Raw genomic sequence first — 16,528 nt, 5'->3', positions numbered from 1 at the left:
CAGGAATGTAATGTGCAGAAACAGGAAGCTTTTGACCGTCATATGATGCGAGCCGCTCTCTCTCTGGCGAGAAGAGGACTTGGAACTGTGGCGCCAAATCCTTCCGTGGGCTGTATTCTTGTAAATGACTCAGGACATATTATCGGGCGTGGCTGGACGGGGGCCGGGGGTCGTCCCCATGCGGAATCAATTGCCTTGTCCCAGGCCGGGAAGGCTGCCAGAGGGGCCACGGCCTATGTCACCCTGGAGCCCTGCGCTCATCATGGGCAAACCCCCCCTTGTGCAGAAAGTCTGGTCGCGGCCGGTGTGGCGCGTGTTGTGGTGGCGACGACGGATCCGGACGGCCGGGTCAACGGGCAGGGACTGCAAATTCTGGAAAAAGCCGGGATCAGGGTCGAGGTTGGTCTCTGTCAGGCCGAGGCGGAGGAAGTGAATGAAGGTTTCTTCAACCGGATACATAAATCCCGCCCCTTGGTGACGGTAAAGACCGCATCGACACTGGATGGCAGAATTGCCCTTGAAAACGGTGAAAGCCAGTGGATAACCGGTGCTGACTCCCGGGCAAGGGGACATCTGTACCGGGCCAGTCACGACGCCATTCTGACAGGAATAGGGACGGTTCTGGCGGACAATCCTTCCCTGACCTGTCGTCTGCCGGGTCTGGAAGATCGCTCACCTTCGCGTATCATTCTTGATCGGGACCTTAAATTGCCCCTGGACAGTGACCTTGTAAAGACGGCCGGTGATGTGGAAGTCCGGGTTTTCTGTTCGTCACCGGATAATGAAAAGGCCGGTAAACTGATAGAGGCCGGTGTCCAGATACATCCGATATCACTGGATCAAGAGGGCAGGTTGTCGCTGGTCGCTGTGATGCAGGACCTGGCAGGTCTGGGGATGACCCGTTTGCTGTGTGAAGGTGGCGCAAAACTTAATGCTTCCCTGTTTAAGTCAAGTCTGGTAGACCGTCTTTTATGGTTCAGAGCCCCGGTTTTGATCGGCGAGGAAGGAATTCCTGCGATTGGCGGCTTGGGACTGGAGCAACTTGAAAAGATGCCCGAAATGACCCGAATTCTAGCTGGTCGCACAGGTCAGGATGTCTGGGAAGAATACAGGATAACGCACTGATATGTTTACTGGAATTATCACCGATATTGGTAAGGTCAGAAAGATTGAGCACCGTGGTGACACATGGATGGAAATCGAGACCGCCTATGACACCACGACCATTGATATCGGCGCCTCTATCGCCTGTTCGGGAGTCTGCCTGACTGTTGTCGACAAGGGCGAGGACTGGTTCAGTGTCGATGTGTCGGCGGAGACTTTGTCCTGTACCTCGCTTGGCGACTGGACGGAAGGAACCCGGATAAATCTGGAACGTGCGCTCAAGGTCGGGGATGAACTGGGCGGCCATATTGTGACCGGTCACGTGGATGGTGTCGGCGAAGTGATCTTTTGTGAACCCGAAGGGGACAGTCACCGCATCCGATTTACAATGCCGGAAGCGATTGCCCGTTATATCGCCCCCAAAGGATCGGTAACGATCAACGGGACCTCCCTGACGGTAAATGAAGTGGGCATGGATGATCAGGGACGCCATTACTTTGGGGTCAATATCATTCCCCATACCCAGGAGAAAACAACCTTTGGCGAGATCTCCGTTGGAGACAGGGTTAATCTTGAAATTGATATCTTGGCGCGTTATGTAGCCAGAATGAATGAAGTCTAGATAAGAAAGTTACGGTCGGTTATGCCTCAAAATTTCCTCTCCCCCATCGAAGATGTGCTGGAAGATGCCAAGAATGGCCGCATGTTTATTCTGGTTGACGACGAGGACCGTGAAAATGAGGGCGACCTTGTAATACCGGCCCAGATGGCAACACCGGAAGCGGTTAATTTCATGGCCAAATACGGCCGCGGCCTGATTTGTCTGACCCTGACCAAGGAACGGGCTGACGAACTCGGCCTTCCTCCCATGGCGCTGGACAACCAGGCACGGAATAATACTGCTTTTACCGTGTCTGTCGAGGCAAAGGAAGGGATCACCACAGGCATATCCGCAGCGGACCGCGCTCATACCATTGCTGTGGCAATCAACACCAACAAGACATCCGCGGATATTGTCTCGCCCGGCCATGTGTTCCCGATTGTGGCGCGTGAAGGTGGCGTGCTTGTCCGGGCCGGTCATACCGAGGCGGCAGTTGATGTGGCCCGTCTGGCAGGATTGATCCCGGCCGGCGTGATCTGCGAAATCATGAATGATGACGGCACCATGGCCCGTCTTTCGGATCTGGTGGAATTCGCCAAGGAACACAAACTGAAGGTGGCGACTATTGCCGACCTGATTGCCTACCGCCGTCGCTATGACAATCTTGTGGAGCGGACGGAAAGCATTGAAATCGATTCCGCATTTGGCGGCAAGTTCACTGTTCATTCCTATCTGGTCAAGGATAGTCATGTGCAGCATCTTGTGTTGACCAAGGGGGAAAATCGCCCCGACAAGCCGGTGCTGGTGCGCATGCATCCCTTCAATATCTTTGAAGATGTATTCGGCGAGACCGGCGGGCGTCAGAATCAGTTGCAGCGGGCCATGCTGGAAATTGCCGAAGAAGGCGCAGGTGTGATTGTGTCCCTTGCCGAAGCGGACAAATCTTTTGTGCAGAATTCAATACGTATCAAGAAGGGCAGTGAAACACCGCCGGAAAAAAGTTTGAAATTCTATGGGATCGGTGCGCAGATTCTTGTGGATCTTGGGGTCAAGGACATCATTCTCCTGTCCAACTCCAACCAGCATGTGGTTGGTATCGAGGGGTATGAACTGAATATTGTCGAGCATCGGAAGTTTGACGACGCTGTTAAAATTGGCCGCCTTTAGATCATAACTGGAAAAGAGCAATGTCTGAAAAAGTTAATATCCTGATTGTTGAAGCCCGGTTCTACGAGGATCTGGCAGATGAGCTGGCTGCAGGTGCTATTGAGGCTGTTGAAAAAGCCGGTGCTGAATATGAACGTATCAGTGTTCCCGGCGCCCTTGAAATTCCGGCTGCCATCCGCTTTGCTGCCGATAGCGGCCATTATGACGGGTTTGTTGGCCTCGGTGTCGTGATCCGCGGCGAAACTACCCATTATGACTATGTTTGCGGGGAAAGCGCCCGGGGACTTCAGGAACTGGCCATCAAGGACCGGGTTGCCCTGGGGAACGGTATCCTGACAGTGGAAAACGGCGATCAGGCCTGGGCCCGTGCCGCCCGTGACCGGGGTAACAAGGGCCGTGCGGCTGTAGAGGCCGCTCTCAGAATGGTTGAATTGAAACATAAATTTGGATTGGGCCGCTAATGCAGGACGATAAACCCAGACAGGGCGGTGCACGAAGTGCATCACGTCTCGGGGCCATACAGGCACTTTACCAGATGGAAATGAATGGCGAGACCGCCGGGGAGGTCATCCCGGAGTTTCTGAAATACCGTCTTGGATCCATCGTTGAGGACGAGCAGTATAATGAGGCCGATAACGATTTCTTTCAGGATATCGTTCGCGGCGTACAAGCACGTCAGGATGAAATAGATCCGCTGATATCGTCTGCACTGAGCGAAGACTGGAGCCTGGAGCGAATAGAATCTGTGATCCGGGCCATTCTCAGGGCCGGCACCTACGAGTTACTGGGCCGCCCAGATGTGCCGACAAAAGTCATCATCAATGAATATGTTGATCTGGCCAAGGCCTTTTTTGAGGACAGCAAGCCCGGTTTTGTCAACGGCATCCTTGACCGTTTGGCAGGCAAGGTACGCACCTGACCGCAAAAGAATTGCGTGGTTGATTTTCCAATCAGCTGTTACACTTGCTTGAGAACGAGAAGCCCGGAAAAACGAGAGGCACAGTTGAGCGCAGGTGAATTCGATCTGATAGAAAACTACTTTGCACCCCTGGCATCAAAGGGCCCGCCGGCCTTTGGGTTGCAGGACGATGCAGCTGTTTTTCATCCGCCGACAGGACAGGACCTGGTCTTTACGAAGGACGCGCTTGTCGCCTCTGTCCATTTTCTTGAAAATGACGCGCCTGAACTTGTGGCCAGAAAGGCGCTCCGGGTTAACCTTTCCGATCTTGCCTCGATGGGGGCTGAACCTGTCGGCTATCTGCTTGCCCTGGCGTTGCCGCGGCATTTTGATGCGGAGCACCGGGAAGAATGGGTTTCCCGCTTTGCAAGTGGTCTGGCCGAGGACCAGAAACAATATTCCCTCTCTCTTTTCGGCGGCGATACCGTATCGACACCGGGACCGCTGACCATTACCCTCACAGCCATTGGTTCAGTGGAAAAGGGCAGGGCCCTTCATCGATTTGGGGCAAAGGTCGGCGATCACATATTCGTTTCAGGGTCTCTTGGTGATGCCGCCCTCGGCCTTGCCATTCTGCAGGGAGTTTTGCAGGAGGAAAACCTGGATGTCAGGAAATTCCTTGTTGAAAGATATCATCTGCCGCGCCCGCGACTTGCGCTTGGCCGGAGGCTGACAGGACTGGCAACAGCCGCCATGGACATCTCAGACGGGCTGATGGCTGATCTTGGTCATTTGTGTGACGCTTCCGGTGTCGGGGCCCATATATTCGACTTCAATCTTCCGGTCTCCGGCGCCGCCGGTAAGGTTTTGGAAAGGTTGCCCGGCTATAAAAACAGGATATGGGGTGGTGGCGATGATTATGAACTGCTCTTTACCGTGCCGGAACAACATTTGGCTGTTGTCGACGCATTATCCGTGGAACTTGGATTGGCGCTGACAGAAATAGGCCAGATTGTCGAGGATCGGCATGTCAGGTTGCTTGATGAGAAATGGCATGCGGTGGCCGGTGCAGACGACAAGACAGGATATCGCCATTTCTAGACTGTCATTAAAAGGGCAAACCAAAGGGAATGTGCAATGGCTGATGAAGAAAAAAAAGATGAAAGCGGTAACGACGCCGGCAATGCGGGCGGCGGCAAGAAGCTCCTGATCATCGGATTGGCAGCCGGAATTTTGCTGGGCGGTGGTATTGGCGCCGGTGCATTTTTCATGCTCGGCTCTTCTTCAGAAGAGCATGTGGAAGAAGAGGTTGCCGAGGAAGAACCGGAACCGGAAAAACAGAAAGAGCTGTTTTTCGTTAAAATGGAAAAATTCACGGTTCCGCTGATGTATAAGGGGCGGGTGTTGCGTTACGTTGTGATGGACCTGTCTCTGGAAGTGGACAATAACGAACACAAGCTGGAAGTGGTGCAGTCATTGCCGATTATCCGCGATGCCATGTTGCGGGACGTATCGAAAAATACCATCGCCGATCATGACAATCCCAATGTGATCGATTTTGAGGAATTCACCAGCCGCGTCACCAGAATTGGCAATGACGTGATGGGAGAGCACCTGATCAAGAAAACCCTGATTGTGGAGTCCCGAGGTTACTAATCCAGCTTCTTTCAAGGCGCAGGGCGCTTAATCGGTTTTCCCGATTAGTTACCGGCTTGAGGTGTTTGCGGTCCGGAGGTGCCAAACCGGCCGATGTTGGCAAACAATTCCTGGAAGAAGCTCAGTTCGCGACCATAGGTTTTGGTTTTGTCGCCGACGGGATCGATGTCCCTGAAGTCCGCCAGATTATATTTGTCGACTGCGGTGACATAACCATCCTCATTGAAGCGAATGGCAAGGATATCCAGTTCGGTGATATTTTCCTTGAAGAAGGCAAGCTGTTCGGACTTTTTGCTGTAGTAGTACCAGTTCAGATTATCAAATGTGGCGACTGTAGTGGGGCTGCCCAGCATGGACTTTACCGAATTCCTGGTATCCACATTGGGACGGATGGCGGCAACAAGCTTTTCGTCGGCCATATAGCCGCGGACTTCCTTCCTCGGCGCGCAGGCCCCGACAAGGAGAACAGTCAGAAGGAGAGCAACCAGAGTTTTAAGTGAAATATTCATAAGCAGCCAAACCGGGTCCAAATCAATTTACAGTTTTATTTGCACAATTGTCTTCAGCATGATACCTCATGCGCAAATTTTCACCAAAATGGCACTTGTCGCCTTGCTAGTCAATTGTTTTACGGATGTATCGTTGACAAAGACTGTGGCCTAAAAATGTCATCTTCGGAAACCGGAACATGTTTGGCTTATTTTCCCGCAGGAAGAAACTCAGAGACACTGCCTATGTGCTGTTTGGCTATGTTGTCGATCAGGCCCGTTTGCCTGTCTTCTATGACAAACTAGAGGTGGAAGACAGCCTTGACGGCCGCTTTGATATGATCTGCCTGCATATGTTTATGTTGCAGAATCGGCTTGAGCAGGAAGAGACTGACAAAAGCGGACAGCTTCGTCGCTATCTCAAGGAAGTCATGTTCGAGAATATGGACCTGTCTCTGCGCGAGATGGGTGTAGGCGACCTTAGTGTCGGCAAGAAGGTAAAGGCCATGGCAGAGGCTTATTATGGCCGGCAGCAGGCTTATGAACAGGCTTTGCAGGATTCTGAAGAACTGGCCGAAGCCCTGCGACGGAATATTTATCGCGGGAACCAGATAGCTGATGAGCCGGTTAAGATGCTTGTGAAATATATCAACGAACAGGTCGGTCACCTTGAAAAACTCGATATCGGCCATATTTATCGGGGACAGCAGGTTTTTACTCCGGGTTCTCTTTGAAAAGCAGTTACATGAACAAAGATATCTTGCCGCAGTCTGATGCGGAATTTTCCCGACCGGTGGAAATTGCCACTTTGTCCCAGAACGGGCGGCATTTCCGTATCGAAGCCACGCCGGAAGAGGCTCGCGCCCTGGCGGAAAGATTTTCCGTCATTGCTGTAGAGGACTTCAAGGCGGAATGTTTCCTTAAACCGGTCAGGGGCCAAAAAAAGGGCGTGCGGTACCAGCTTGATGCGTCATATACGGTGCGGGTAACGCAGGCCTGCTCGATTACCCTGGAGCCGGTGTCAGAAGATGTTGCGGAAACATTCACAGTTTATTTCGTTGATGATGATTTCGACAATCTTGTCGAACGGCAGGAGATCGAGTTCGCCTATGACGAAGAAGACATCGAGCCGCTGACTGGCGCTGAGATTGATCTGGGAGAACAATTAACCCAGCATCTTTCGCTGGCGATGAATCCCTATCCCCGCAAAGAGGGGGCAAAGGGTGACGAGCTTGGTGTGAAAATTTTGCAGGAAGATGACGAAACGCTTGAGATAAAGAAGAAAAATCCATTTGATGTGCTGAAAACACTTAAACATAAGTCTTGAAGATCAAGGATATTTCATTATTGTCGTGCCGTTAGTAATAAAAAAACATATATGCGAGATAATTGATTCGATGGGACGCGCCGGACCGCTGCTCCGGCCTTAAGCTGCAGAATCAGGAAACAGGTTTATTTTGAAACGGGAACTGATCATATCTCTTGACGCGATGGGCGGCGATGATGCGCCGGAAATCGTGGTGGAAGGGGCAGCTATTGCCCGGGAACGTTATCCCAACGTCAAATTTATTCTTTTTGGCGACGAGACGGAAGTCGTGCCGCTGGTCACAAAATTTCCGCTTCTTAAGGACAACTGCGAAATTCGTCATACCGAAAAAGTAGTATCCGCCGAGGAAAAGCCGAGTCAGGCCCTCAGGCGTGGCCGTGATTCGACCATGGGACTTGCCATTGAATCTGTTCGCCAGGGTGAATCCTGTGCAGCGGTGTCAGCCGGCAATACCGGGGCCCTGATGGCCATGGCGAAATTCATGCTGCGCACCATGCCGGGGATCGACCGGCCGGCCCTTGGCTCATTGCTGCCGACCTCCAAGGGGGAAAGCATTATGCTGGACCTGGGCGCCAATGTGGAATGCGATGAAAACAACCTGGTGCAGTTCGCCATCATGGGCGCGGCCTTTGCCCGTACCGTGTTGGGCTTGAGTAAACCGTCTGTTGCCCTGCTGAATGTGGGCGTTGAGGAACTCAAGGGCAACGAAGTCATCAAAAATGCCGATCGCATACTCAGGGAAACAGACCTGCCCATCAAATATGTGGGCTTTTCTGAAGGTCACGGACTCGCCAATGGCGATGTGGATGTGATTGTCACCGATGGCTTTACCGGCAATGTGGCGCTGAAAATGGCTGAAGGGACGGCCAAGATGATTTCCGGACTGCTGTCCGCCGCCCTGAAAAACTCCATTCTGTCCAAAATAGGGTATCTGTTTGCCAGGTCTGCCCTGCAGGGCCTGAAGGACCATCTTGATCCCAACAACCATAATGGTGCCGTATTTATGGGCTTGAATGGTCTTGTGATCAAAAGCCACGGCAGTGCCTCTGCCGCCGGCTTTGCCAGCGCCATCGGCGTGGCGGTGGATATGGCCGTCAACGATCTGGCCGGTAAAATTACCGAAGATCTCAAAAATTTCGAAGGCCATAGCAAGGGCGAGGAAGAAGTGCTCGCCGAGGAAAAAGTTTCATGAGTGTAATCCGTTCTGTGGTCGCAGGTTGCGGTTCCTATCTTCCCGAAAATATCGTTACCAATCGTGAGCTGGCGGAGAAAGTCGACACCAGTGACGAATGGATCATCGAAAGAACCGGCATTCGCCAGCGCCATATTGCTGCGGAAGGCGAAATGACATCTGACCTTGCCATCAAGGCGGCCGAGCGGGCGCTTGAAGATGCAGGCCTGACAGCAGACGACCTTGACCTGATTATTCTGGCGACAGCCACACCCGACCAGACATTCCCGGCGACCGCCACCAGGGTCCAGGCGGCTTTGGGCATGACCCGCGGCGCCGCCTTTGACGTGCAGGCGGTTTGTTCCGGTTTCATCTATGCCCTGACCACGGCGGATAATTTCATCAAGGCCGGTCAGGCGAAAAACGTCCTGGTGATCGGGGCGGAAACCTTTTCCCGCATTCTGGACTGGGAAGACCGCACTACCTGTGTATTGTTCGGTGACGGGGCAGGGGCTGTGATCCTTACGGCCGGGGAAGGCACCGGGGCCAACACGGACCGGGGTATTCTGTCCACGCATCTGCACTCTGACGGTCGCTATAACGAACTTCTATTTGTGGACGGCGGTCCTTCTTCCACCCGTTCCACAGGGTATCTGCGCATGAAGGGGCGGGAAGTGTTCCGTCATGCGGTCAAGAATCTGGCCGAAGTTGTCGGCGAATCCCTGGAAGCTACCGGTCTGACGGCGGACGATGTCAATCTTGTGGTGCCGCACCAGGCCAACAAGCGCATTCTGGACGGCACTGCCCGCAAGCTGGGTATCGACCCTGACAAGATTGTTGTGACGGTGCACAAGCATGCGAATACCTCTGCCGCGTCGATTCCATTGGCGCTGGATGAGGCAGTTAAATCAGGCCGAATCGAAAGAGGGGATGTGCTGATTCTCGAGGCCATGGGGGGTGGATTCACCTGGGGAGCCTGTTTGCTTCGGTGGTAATTACCGTTTTTTAACCGCTTTACCCTAAATTCCTGTATATATATATCAAATTATGCAGTCCTTTAGGAAAGTCTGACATCCCTTTGATATTGACGGACTATTTTGGCTAAAGTACGCTATAGGCGACAAAAAGGGTAAAAACATGAGCAGTAAAACAATTACACGAGCTGATCTAAGCGAGGCTGTATACCAGGAAGTCGGACTGTCACGGAACGAGTCTGCCGAACTGGTGGAGACTGTTTTGGATGAGATTGCCGAGAATCTGATTTCCGGCGACAACGTAAAAATTTCCTCCTTTGGAAGTTTTGTGGTGCGTGATAAAGGCGGCCGGATCGGACGTAATCCGAAAACCGGTGAAGAAGTGCCGATTGAACCGCGTCGCGTTCTTGTCTTCCGACCGTCACAGGTCCTCAAGGATCGCGTGAGTGGACTGAACAAAAGTTAATCCCGGATGACTGGGGGTATACTGGCTGCCGGGTAGCATTATCCGGCAGGTGGAGCTGTCGCCTCCCGAAATGAAAGGTACTTTTGCCGATGGCAAAACGTCAGGCCAAATCACCCAACGCATACCGGACCATCAGCGAGGTCGCTGACGCGATGGAGGTGCCCCAGCATGTGCTGCGGTTCTGGGAAGGTAAATTCAGCCAGATCAAACCCATGAAACGCGGCGGCGGCCGCCGGTATTACCGTCCCGAGGATGTGGAGATTATCCAGGCCATCCGCACGCTGCTGCATGAGGACGGTTATACCATCAAGGGCGCCCAGAAACTTCTGCGTGAACAGGGTGTGAAATCGATTATCCAGCAATATGCCAATGACGGGGACGAGGCGGCGGAGGAAACTGAGGAAGCGGTTTCCGGTGCAGAGCAGGCGGCAGAGGAAACCACGGTCGAGATGTCATCCCGCCAGGAGGCCCTGACCGAAATCCGAGACCGTCTGCAAAATGTGCGAAAAAAGCTCAAAGGTGAGTTGCTCTCCTGAAAAACCGGCGCTATAGTGCGCCCACTTCCGGGTGATTCACCTCGAACCGCCCGGGTTTATACCAGATATTTAAAGACCGGAATGTAGCGCAGCCTGGTAGCGCACTTCGCTGGGGGTGAAGGGGTCGCAGGTTCGAATCCTGTCATTCCGACCAAAAGAAAAACCCGCTGACCGAGAGGCCGGCGGGTTTTTTCTTAGATATCTTTTTTATCCTCGAGATATGGTAGTTGTTTAGTATGACAACACCTTCTTACGGGACGGAATTTAAGCAATGACAAATTTTCTTTTTGACTATGTTGCCGATGCGGCGCGTGAATATCGCGAAAATATTGACGACCGGGATGTGATGCCTACTCACGAAGCATTGGCTGATTTAACAATCTTTGAAGAAAAATTACCCGTTGAACCAAGTGATCCGTTAGAGGTTCTGCGCAAGCTTCATACGTATGGATCGCCAGCCTCCGTGGCGACGACGGGGAGGCGCTTTTACGGCTTTGTACAGGGCGGTGCCTTGCCTGTGACGGTGGCTAGCAACTGGCTGAGTACCACATGGGATCAAAATGCCGCGCCGAACATCTTGTCGCCCATTTCGGGGAAGCTGGAAGATGTTGCTGCTGGCTGGATTCTCGACATTATTGATTTGCCCCGTGATGCGGGAGTTGGTTTTGTGACCGGGGCAACCATGGGGGCCTTTTCCGCATTGGCGGTTGCGCGTCTGACATTATTGGAAAGATCAGGATACGACCTGCTCAAAAAGGGGCTTTTCGGCGCGCCCGAAATCCGTATTGTCATGAGTGAAGAAATTCATCCCATGAATATCAAGGCATTGAACTATTTAGGCTTTGGCGACGACCAGATTGAAACAATTCCCTGTGACGATCAGGGCAGAGTAATCCCGTCACAGATGCCGCCGCTTGATGATATGACCATCGTTATTCTGCAGGCGGGTAATATTAATTCCGGGGCATGTGATCCCTTTGAAGAAGTGTGTGACCTTGCCCACAAGGCAGGCGCCTGGGTGCATGTGGATGGGGCCTTTGGGGCATGGGCGCGGGCTTCAGAAGAAAAGAAATATCTGGCAAAAGGTATGGAACAAGCCGACTCCTGGAGCTTTGACTGTCATAAATGGTTGAATGTACCCTATGATTCAGCCGTCTATGTCTGCCGTGACAGTACGATGATGCGGAAGGTTTTCGGCGCCACCGCTACCTATCTGGTGGAAGATGGTGCGAGGGATCCTCATCACTATACACCAGAGTTGAGCCGTCGCGCACGGGGCGTCGATGTCTGGGCGGCGCTTAAATTTTTAGGACATCGTGGTGTGGCAGAGATGATTGACCGCTGTTGTCGCCACGCGACCCGTTTTGCGGAGGGATTGGAAGAAATGGGGTGTGAAGTTCTGAATGAGGTCTGTCTTAATCAGGTCGCTGTGACCTATGGCGATGAAGCGCAAACGACAGCTTTAATGGAGTGCATCCAGAACAGCGGTGTTTTATGGCTGGGACCAACGCGCTGGAAGGGGAGAGTCGCCTTTCGTTTCAGTGTTTCTTCCTGGGCGACGACAGATGAGGATGTGGAGAAAAGCCTTCGCGCCGTCAAAGAATGCCTGGGTAAGGGATAAAAGCTCAGATCCGGATTTTTTAACCAATAAAAACCCGCTGACCGAGAAGTCAGCGGGTTTTTTTATGTTGAAAATTGATCTGGCTTATTTCAGCAGGGCGTGGATCTGGTCTTTCAGGGCCAGCCGCTCTTTTTTCATATCTTCCAGGGCCTCGTCAGAGATATTCTCGATCTGGGCTTCAGCCTTGTTGATCGCCTCATTCACTTCGTCATATTTATCATGCAGCCCGACAAAATGAGAGTCGTTCAGCTTCAACTCATGCAGCTTTTCTTTATATTCCGGAAATTCTTCAATCAATGTGTGGTTAACGTGTGTCATTTATCAGCCTTTGTCTAGTGAATCCCTGCTCGAAGAGCGGTTATATAAATATAGGGTTGGTCAGTTATATCTACAAAGAAAATCAAAAATTTTTATCACCGGGCAACCATTCGGCATTTTTTAAACTTGACATAGCTACCTAACGATAGGTAGTCTTTCTTTGCTTTAAACCAAAAAGGAGAGGACAAATGACTGAGGAACTTTACTGGCTGACTCTGACAGCCCTGATGACGGGGCTTTTCTGGCTGCCCTATATCCTGAACCGGCTGAAGGAGCAGGGGCTCGGACAGGCCGTTTTCCAGGGCGATGCCAATACTGCCGCGCAGGCGCCGTGGGCACAAAGAATGATGAAGGCGCATAAAAATGCCGTGGAAAATCTGGTGATTTTTGCGCCGCTGGTGCTTGTTGTGCATCTTGCCGGACTGGCGACGGCGCTGACGGCGTCTGCGGCCATGATCTATTTCTATACCCGGCTGGCGCACTTCATCGTCTATAGCCTGGGCATTCCGGCGCTGCGGACACTGGCCTTTGCGGTCGGTTTTGTCTGCCAGCTGGTCTTCGCCCTGACGGCGCTGGGCCTGATGTAACGACGCCGCCAAAAAATAAGGAGGAGTTAACCTGTATTCCGGTTTTCCGGCCTGTCGAACTTGACAGCAGGAGACGGACATGGCAACTCCTCCCCAAAGGCTGGCTGAGCGAAGGATGGTATGACTAAAGGCAGGACAGATACGGCAGTGAAAATCATGGATGTGGCCCAGGAGCTGATCCAGAGCTGCGGCTATAACGCCATCAGCTTTAACCACATTGCCGAACGCGTCGGTATTCGCAAGCCAAGCATTATCCATCATTTTCCCAACAAAGAAGCCCTGGGGCAGGCCGTGGTCAGGCGCTACCGGGAGGTCTTTGCCGCGGTGCTGGAAAAGGTGGCGGAGGCCCCGGATAAAACTGCCATCGATGCCTTTGACCTCTATTGCACGCCTTATCTGGAATTTGGCGGGACCCCCGACAAGATCTGCCTGTGCGGGGCGCTGGCCGGTGAATTTATGGCCCTGCCGGAAAATGTCCGGGCCGAAGTGGCCCGTTTTTTCAGGGAGCATATTATCTGGCTCGAGGGGATTTTGCGGCGCGGAGTGGAGAGCGGCGACTTTGCCTTCAAAGGTGATCCCGCCATCAAGGCGAAACTGATCCTCGATGCCCTGCAGGGGGCGCTGATTGTCAAGCGGGCGACCGGCGATACGGACCAGGTCACCCAGGTTGTCGCCGCCCTGCGGGACTCCATTACCGGATAATTCAGAGGCTTCAGTAGGCAACGGTAAAACGCCCGCCTTTATGTCTGGGCCGTTCGGCTTCATCAAGCAAGGCGACGGCGAAATCCTCCATGCTGATGCGTGAGTCGCCGTCCTCATTTGTCAGCAGGGTATCTCCGCCGGTCCTGTAGTGGCCGAGCCGTTCACCGGGTTCAAGCATGGCTGGCGGGCACATATAGGTCACATCCACATCACTGTCGGCCATACAGAGTTCGAACTGGGCCTGGCTGGCCAGCGCAATCGGTTTATATTCATCGGGCAGGAAACCTGGCGCGGTCAGGACCGTATAGCCCGGGCGGTCGGAAAGTTTCAGGCTTGCCGCCCCGCCGACCACCAGCACCCGCACACCGGCCGTGCTGCAGGCCTTGAGGACGGAGGCGGTCAGGCCGACCATGTCCTTTTCCTGACCCTCGGGCGGGCGCACGGCGCTGATCACCAGGTCCTGGCTCTTGACGAGGCGGGCAATCTGTTCCGTGTCCGCCACATCCGCAATACTGACATTTGCGCCCTGGGGGATTTTTCCGATCGAAGCCGGTGTCCTGAGCACGGCGGTCACGTCATGGCCGCGGGTGAGGGTTTCGCTTACAAGCCGGCTGCCCACATCGCCGCCGGCGCCGAAGATGGTAATTTTCATGTTGTTATTCCTTTCACAGTTTGGGTTTTTGGGGTTGAGGGTCGGGAAGCCAGATGCTGGCTGAACCAGACGCTGGCAAGAATAATCAGGACGCCGGTAAGCTGTAGTGGCGTCAGGGACTGATCGAGAATGGCCCAGCCCAGCAGGGTTGCCGTCACCGGGCTCAGGAACGCCAGCGCAGAGACCGCCGAGGGTTCCATACGGGAGATGCCGCGCAGCCACAGAAAGCAGGTCAGCGCTGCACCGATCAGGCCGAGGTAAGCAAGGCCGAGTATATTTTCCGCTGTGAGCGCAGGCAGCGGCGGCTCCAGGATCAGCGCTGCCGGGATCAGCAGCAGACCCCCGGCAGTGAGCTGCCAGGCGGTGAAGGTCAGCATGCTGACCGGCGGCTGCCACTTGCGGCTTAAGACTGTGCCCGACGCCATGGCGGCGGCACTGGTGAGCGACGCGGCAATACCGACTGGATCGAGACGCGCTTCCGGGCCAAGCAACAACAGCGCCACACCGCCAAGCCCGGAAAGGGCGGCCAGTACGGCCAGCGGGGCGATCCGGTGGCCGAGCAGCAGGCTGGCGAGAAAAATCACCATCAGCGGCTGCACGGATCCGATGGTGGCGGCGACCCCGCCCGGCAGCCGGTAGGCGCCGATGAATAAAGCAATCCAGAACAGGGTGTAATTGAGCCCGCCGAGTATAAAAAGGCGCCCCAGCCAGTCCCGGGGCGGCAGTTTCCTGACCAGCAACAGCAACAAGAGGCCGGCGGGCAGGGCGCGCAGCAGCGATACCGTCACCGGATAGCCGTCCGGCAGATATTCCGTGGTCACCAGAAACGTGCTTCCCCAGATGGCCGGGGCCAGTGCGGTGAGCAGGGTGTCGATGGGTCGGGTCATGTTGATCTCCGTATAAATATCTTGACCTCAAGATAAATATAAAAATCTTGACGTCAAGATATTATTTTGAAATAGTCCTCCTATGGATCACGTCGACAAAATCATTGAACAATGGAAACGGGAGCGTCCGGACCTGGATGTGGGCCCGATGGAACTGATTGGCCGGGTGAAACGGATTTCTCAGCACCTCAGCCGCGGTATGGAAAAAAACTATGCCGCTCATGGACTTACCGCGTCGGGCTTTGATGTGCTGGCGACGTTACGCCGGTCCGGCAAGCCCTATGCGCTGTCGCCCGGCGACCTGATGGCGGCGACCATGGTCACCTCCGGCACCATGACCAACCGCATCGACCAACTGGCGAAAGAGGGGCTGGTAGAACGGATCCGGAGTGAAGAGGACAAGCGCAGTTTCCTGATTTCACTGACCGAAAAGGGTGGGGCGCTGATTGACAAGGTGCTGCAGGATCATGTGATCACCCAGCAGGAACTGGTGGCAGGATTGTCGGAAAAAGAGCGGGTGGAATTGAATGAATTGTTGAAAGTTTTTCTGAGCGGGTTTGAGGGCAGGGAAGGAAGTTCGGGTAGCACTGAAATTGATAAGTAGAATTTTTAAGGCAATAGAATTATCATTAATTGCAAAGATGAGAAGCTTTAAATATGCCAGACCTCGACCACATTATATCTCACCCTGAAGTGCAGACAATAGTCGAAGAAACTTTGCCAATTCTCATTAATGAATCTGACAGGGGGGCGGTACTTGTTGGTCTTTCAGTGATTGATGAGCAATTATACCAATTGTTTGATAAGTTAGTTCCGCAAAATATAGGTCGGAAGAAGAAGAAAGAAATATTAGATTATAATGGGTTCGCAGGAACGCTATCTTCAAAATTGAATACTGCATTGGTTTGTAGATTACTCCCAATTTATTTAATTGAAGCAGTGCATACTTTAAGGAAAATAAGAAATAGATTAGCTCACGCTCCTTCATCATTTTCTCTAGAAGAGAATAAGCAAGATATTGAATATATCTATGACCAACTAGGAGAGAATATTAATAGCGGATTGTCTCAGTTGGCATTACAATTTGTTAGAGAAATGATGATAGATGAATTGATGAAAAGCGGCAGACCAGTTCATCCTTTTGATTTGTCAAAAGGTAAATTTGCAAATCAAGGGGAGGCAATAGCGTACATTCAAAGTGATAAAAATTTAACAAAAATATATGATTTGGTTGAGCCCAAATACAAATTTGCATATGGCATAGCACTTATGTGTGGGTTAATTATAAGTCATAGAGAGTTACTAATTGATCTTTTAGGTGGAGATCGAATGATAAGTGCTCTTAAATTAGGCGAGTAAAAAAACTAAAATAC

At 52.8% G+C, this 16,528-nt stretch carries 22 protein-coding genes and 1 tRNA gene; 19 read left to right on the top strand and 4 right to left on the bottom strand.

The features are described from left to right. Positions 1-12 precede the first annotated feature (12 nt). The 7 genes from ribD (at position 13) to ACORNT_RS13890 (ending at position 5,426) form a co-directional block, all read left to right on the top strand. Entirely contained in the window at positions 13-1,125 is a 1,113-nt protein-coding gene (ribD, locus tag ACORNT_RS13920) for a bifunctional diaminohydroxyphosphoribosylaminopyrimidine deaminase/5-amino-6-(5-phosphoribosylamino)uracil reductase RibD (protein WP_321392034.1), read from the top strand. A gap of 1 nt (position 1,126) precedes the next feature. Further along, positions 1,127-1,726, top strand: coding sequence for a riboflavin synthase (locus ACORNT_RS13915; protein WP_321392031.1), 600 nt, complete (start codon positions 1,127-1,129; stop codon positions 1,724-1,726). A gap of 21 nt (positions 1,727-1,747) precedes the next feature. Then, a complete protein-coding gene (gene ribB, locus ACORNT_RS13910; protein WP_321392028.1) occupies positions 1,748-2,872 on the top strand; it encodes a 3,4-dihydroxy-2-butanone-4-phosphate synthase in 1,125 nt (374 codons plus the stop codon). Positions 2,873-2,892: 20 nt separating this feature from the next. Continuing rightward, the gene (gene ribH, locus ACORNT_RS13905) at positions 2,893-3,333 is read left to right on the top strand and encodes a 6,7-dimethyl-8-ribityllumazine synthase (RefSeq protein WP_321392025.1); all 441 of its coding nucleotides are present in this window, start codon (positions 2,893-2,895) and stop codon (positions 3,331-3,333) included. Further along, entirely contained in the window at positions 3,333-3,791 is a 459-nt protein-coding gene (gene nusB / locus ACORNT_RS13900; protein ID WP_321392023.1) for a transcription antitermination factor NusB, read from the top strand. The genes ribH and nusB overlap by 1 nt, the downstream gene beginning before the upstream one ends. An 84-nt stretch (positions 3,792-3,875) precedes the next feature. Continuing rightward, positions 3,876-4,871, top strand: a complete 996-nt coding sequence (gene thiL / locus ACORNT_RS13895) for a thiamine-phosphate kinase (protein ID WP_321392022.1) — start codon at positions 3,876-3,878, stop codon at positions 4,869-4,871. A 36-nt stretch (positions 4,872-4,907) separates the two neighbouring features. After that, positions 4,908-5,426: a flagellar basal body-associated FliL family protein gene (locus tag ACORNT_RS13890; RefSeq protein ID WP_321392020.1), complete on the top strand. Its 519-nt coding sequence runs from the start codon at positions 4,908-4,910 to the stop codon at positions 5,424-5,426. Positions 5,427-5,470: 44 nt separating this feature from the next. Here ACORNT_RS13890 and ACORNT_RS13885 read toward each other — a convergent pair whose 3' ends face one another. Next, positions 5,471-5,935, bottom strand: coding sequence for an outer membrane protein assembly factor BamE (locus ACORNT_RS13885; RefSeq protein WP_321392018.1), 465 nt, complete (start codon positions 5,933-5,935; stop codon positions 5,471-5,473). A 179-nt stretch (positions 5,936-6,114) separates the two neighbouring features. Here ACORNT_RS13885 and ACORNT_RS13880 point away from each other — a divergent pair, with 179 nt between their 5' ends. The 8 genes from ACORNT_RS13880 to ACORNT_RS13845 all read left to right on the top strand — a co-directional run bounded on the left by ACORNT_RS13880 (position 6,115) and on the right by ACORNT_RS13845 (position 12,009). Then, entirely contained in the window at positions 6,115-6,648 is a 534-nt protein-coding gene (locus ACORNT_RS13880; protein ID WP_321392016.1) for a ubiquinol-cytochrome C chaperone family protein, read from the top strand. Between the two features lie 11 nt (positions 6,649-6,659). Then, a complete protein-coding gene (locus ACORNT_RS13875; protein WP_321392013.1) occupies positions 6,660-7,241 on the top strand; it encodes a DUF177 domain-containing protein in 582 nt (193 codons plus the stop codon). Between the two features lie 130 nt (positions 7,242-7,371). Beyond that, positions 7,372-8,433 carry a phosphate acyltransferase PlsX gene (gene plsX / locus ACORNT_RS13870; protein WP_321392010.1) on the top strand — a complete coding sequence of 354 codons (1,062 nt, stop codon included), beginning with the start codon at positions 7,372-7,374 and terminating at the stop codon, positions 8,431-8,433. Further along, positions 8,430-9,407: a beta-ketoacyl-ACP synthase III gene (locus tag ACORNT_RS13865; RefSeq protein WP_321392007.1), complete on the top strand. Its 978-nt coding sequence runs from the start codon at positions 8,430-8,432 to the stop codon at positions 9,405-9,407. Before plsX ends, ACORNT_RS13865 begins: the two co-directional genes overlap by 4 nt. 142 nt (positions 9,408-9,549) lie before the next feature. Then, the gene (locus ACORNT_RS13860) at positions 9,550-9,852 is read left to right on the top strand and encodes an integration host factor subunit alpha (protein WP_321392004.1); all 303 of its coding nucleotides are present in this window, start codon (positions 9,550-9,552) and stop codon (positions 9,850-9,852) included. An 89-nt stretch (positions 9,853-9,941) separates the two neighbouring features. Then, positions 9,942-10,388, top strand: coding sequence for a MerR family transcriptional regulator (locus ACORNT_RS13855; protein WP_321392001.1), 447 nt, complete (start codon positions 9,942-9,944; stop codon positions 10,386-10,388). Positions 10,389-10,465: 77 nt separating this feature from the next. Continuing rightward, positions 10,466-10,542, top strand: a tRNA-Pro gene (locus ACORNT_RS13850). Between the two features lie 117 nt (positions 10,543-10,659). After that, positions 10,660-12,009 (top strand): pyridoxal phosphate-dependent decarboxylase family protein, encoded by a 1,350-nt coding sequence (locus tag ACORNT_RS13845; protein ID WP_321391998.1) that lies wholly within the window; start codon positions 10,660-10,662, stop codon positions 12,007-12,009. Between the two features lie 84 nt (positions 12,010-12,093). Here the strand turns inward: ACORNT_RS13845 and ACORNT_RS13840 are convergent, their stop codons facing one another. After that, complete coding sequence (locus tag ACORNT_RS13840; RefSeq protein WP_321391995.1) at positions 12,094-12,327, bottom strand: YdcH family protein; 234 nt, start codon at positions 12,325-12,327, stop codon at positions 12,094-12,096. A gap of 188 nt (positions 12,328-12,515) precedes the next feature. Here ACORNT_RS13840 and ACORNT_RS13835 point away from each other — a divergent pair, with 188 nt between their 5' ends. Next, on the top strand, positions 12,516-12,914 hold the full coding sequence (locus ACORNT_RS13835) for an MAPEG family protein (RefSeq protein ID WP_321391991.1): 399 nt from the start codon (positions 12,516-12,518) through the stop codon (positions 12,912-12,914). Positions 12,915-13,034: 120 nt separating this feature from the next. Further along, the gene (locus ACORNT_RS13830; protein ID WP_321391989.1) at positions 13,035-13,616 is read left to right on the top strand and encodes a TetR/AcrR family transcriptional regulator; all 582 of its coding nucleotides are present in this window, start codon (positions 13,035-13,037) and stop codon (positions 13,614-13,616) included. A gap of 10 nt (positions 13,617-13,626) precedes the next feature. Here ACORNT_RS13830 and ACORNT_RS13825 read toward each other — a convergent pair whose 3' ends face one another. After that, a complete protein-coding gene (locus ACORNT_RS13825) occupies positions 13,627-14,268 on the bottom strand; it encodes an NAD(P)-dependent oxidoreductase (RefSeq protein WP_321391987.1) in 642 nt (213 codons plus the stop codon). Beyond that, positions 14,265-15,155, bottom strand: coding sequence for an EamA family transporter (locus ACORNT_RS13820; RefSeq protein ID WP_321391984.1), 891 nt, complete (start codon positions 15,153-15,155; stop codon positions 14,265-14,267). The genes ACORNT_RS13825 and ACORNT_RS13820 overlap by 4 nt, the downstream gene beginning before the upstream one ends. 82 nt (positions 15,156-15,237) lie before the next feature. Here ACORNT_RS13820 and ACORNT_RS13815 point away from each other — a divergent pair, with 82 nt between their 5' ends. Next, positions 15,238-15,759, top strand: coding sequence for a MarR family transcriptional regulator (locus ACORNT_RS13815; protein ID WP_321391982.1), 522 nt, complete (start codon positions 15,238-15,240; stop codon positions 15,757-15,759). A 53-nt stretch (positions 15,760-15,812) separates the two neighbouring features. Beyond that, entirely contained in the window at positions 15,813-16,514 is a 702-nt protein-coding gene (locus ACORNT_RS13810) for a hypothetical protein (protein WP_321391980.1), read from the top strand. Positions 16,515-16,528 lie beyond the last annotated feature (14 nt).

Origin of the sequence: Emcibacter sp. (assembly GCF_963675455.1) — a bacterium.
In the GTDB taxonomy this organism is placed as follows: domain Bacteria; phylum Pseudomonadota; class Alphaproteobacteria; order Sphingomonadales; family Emcibacteraceae; genus Emcibacter.
This window is presented reverse-complemented; position numbering and strand designations above follow the sequence as displayed.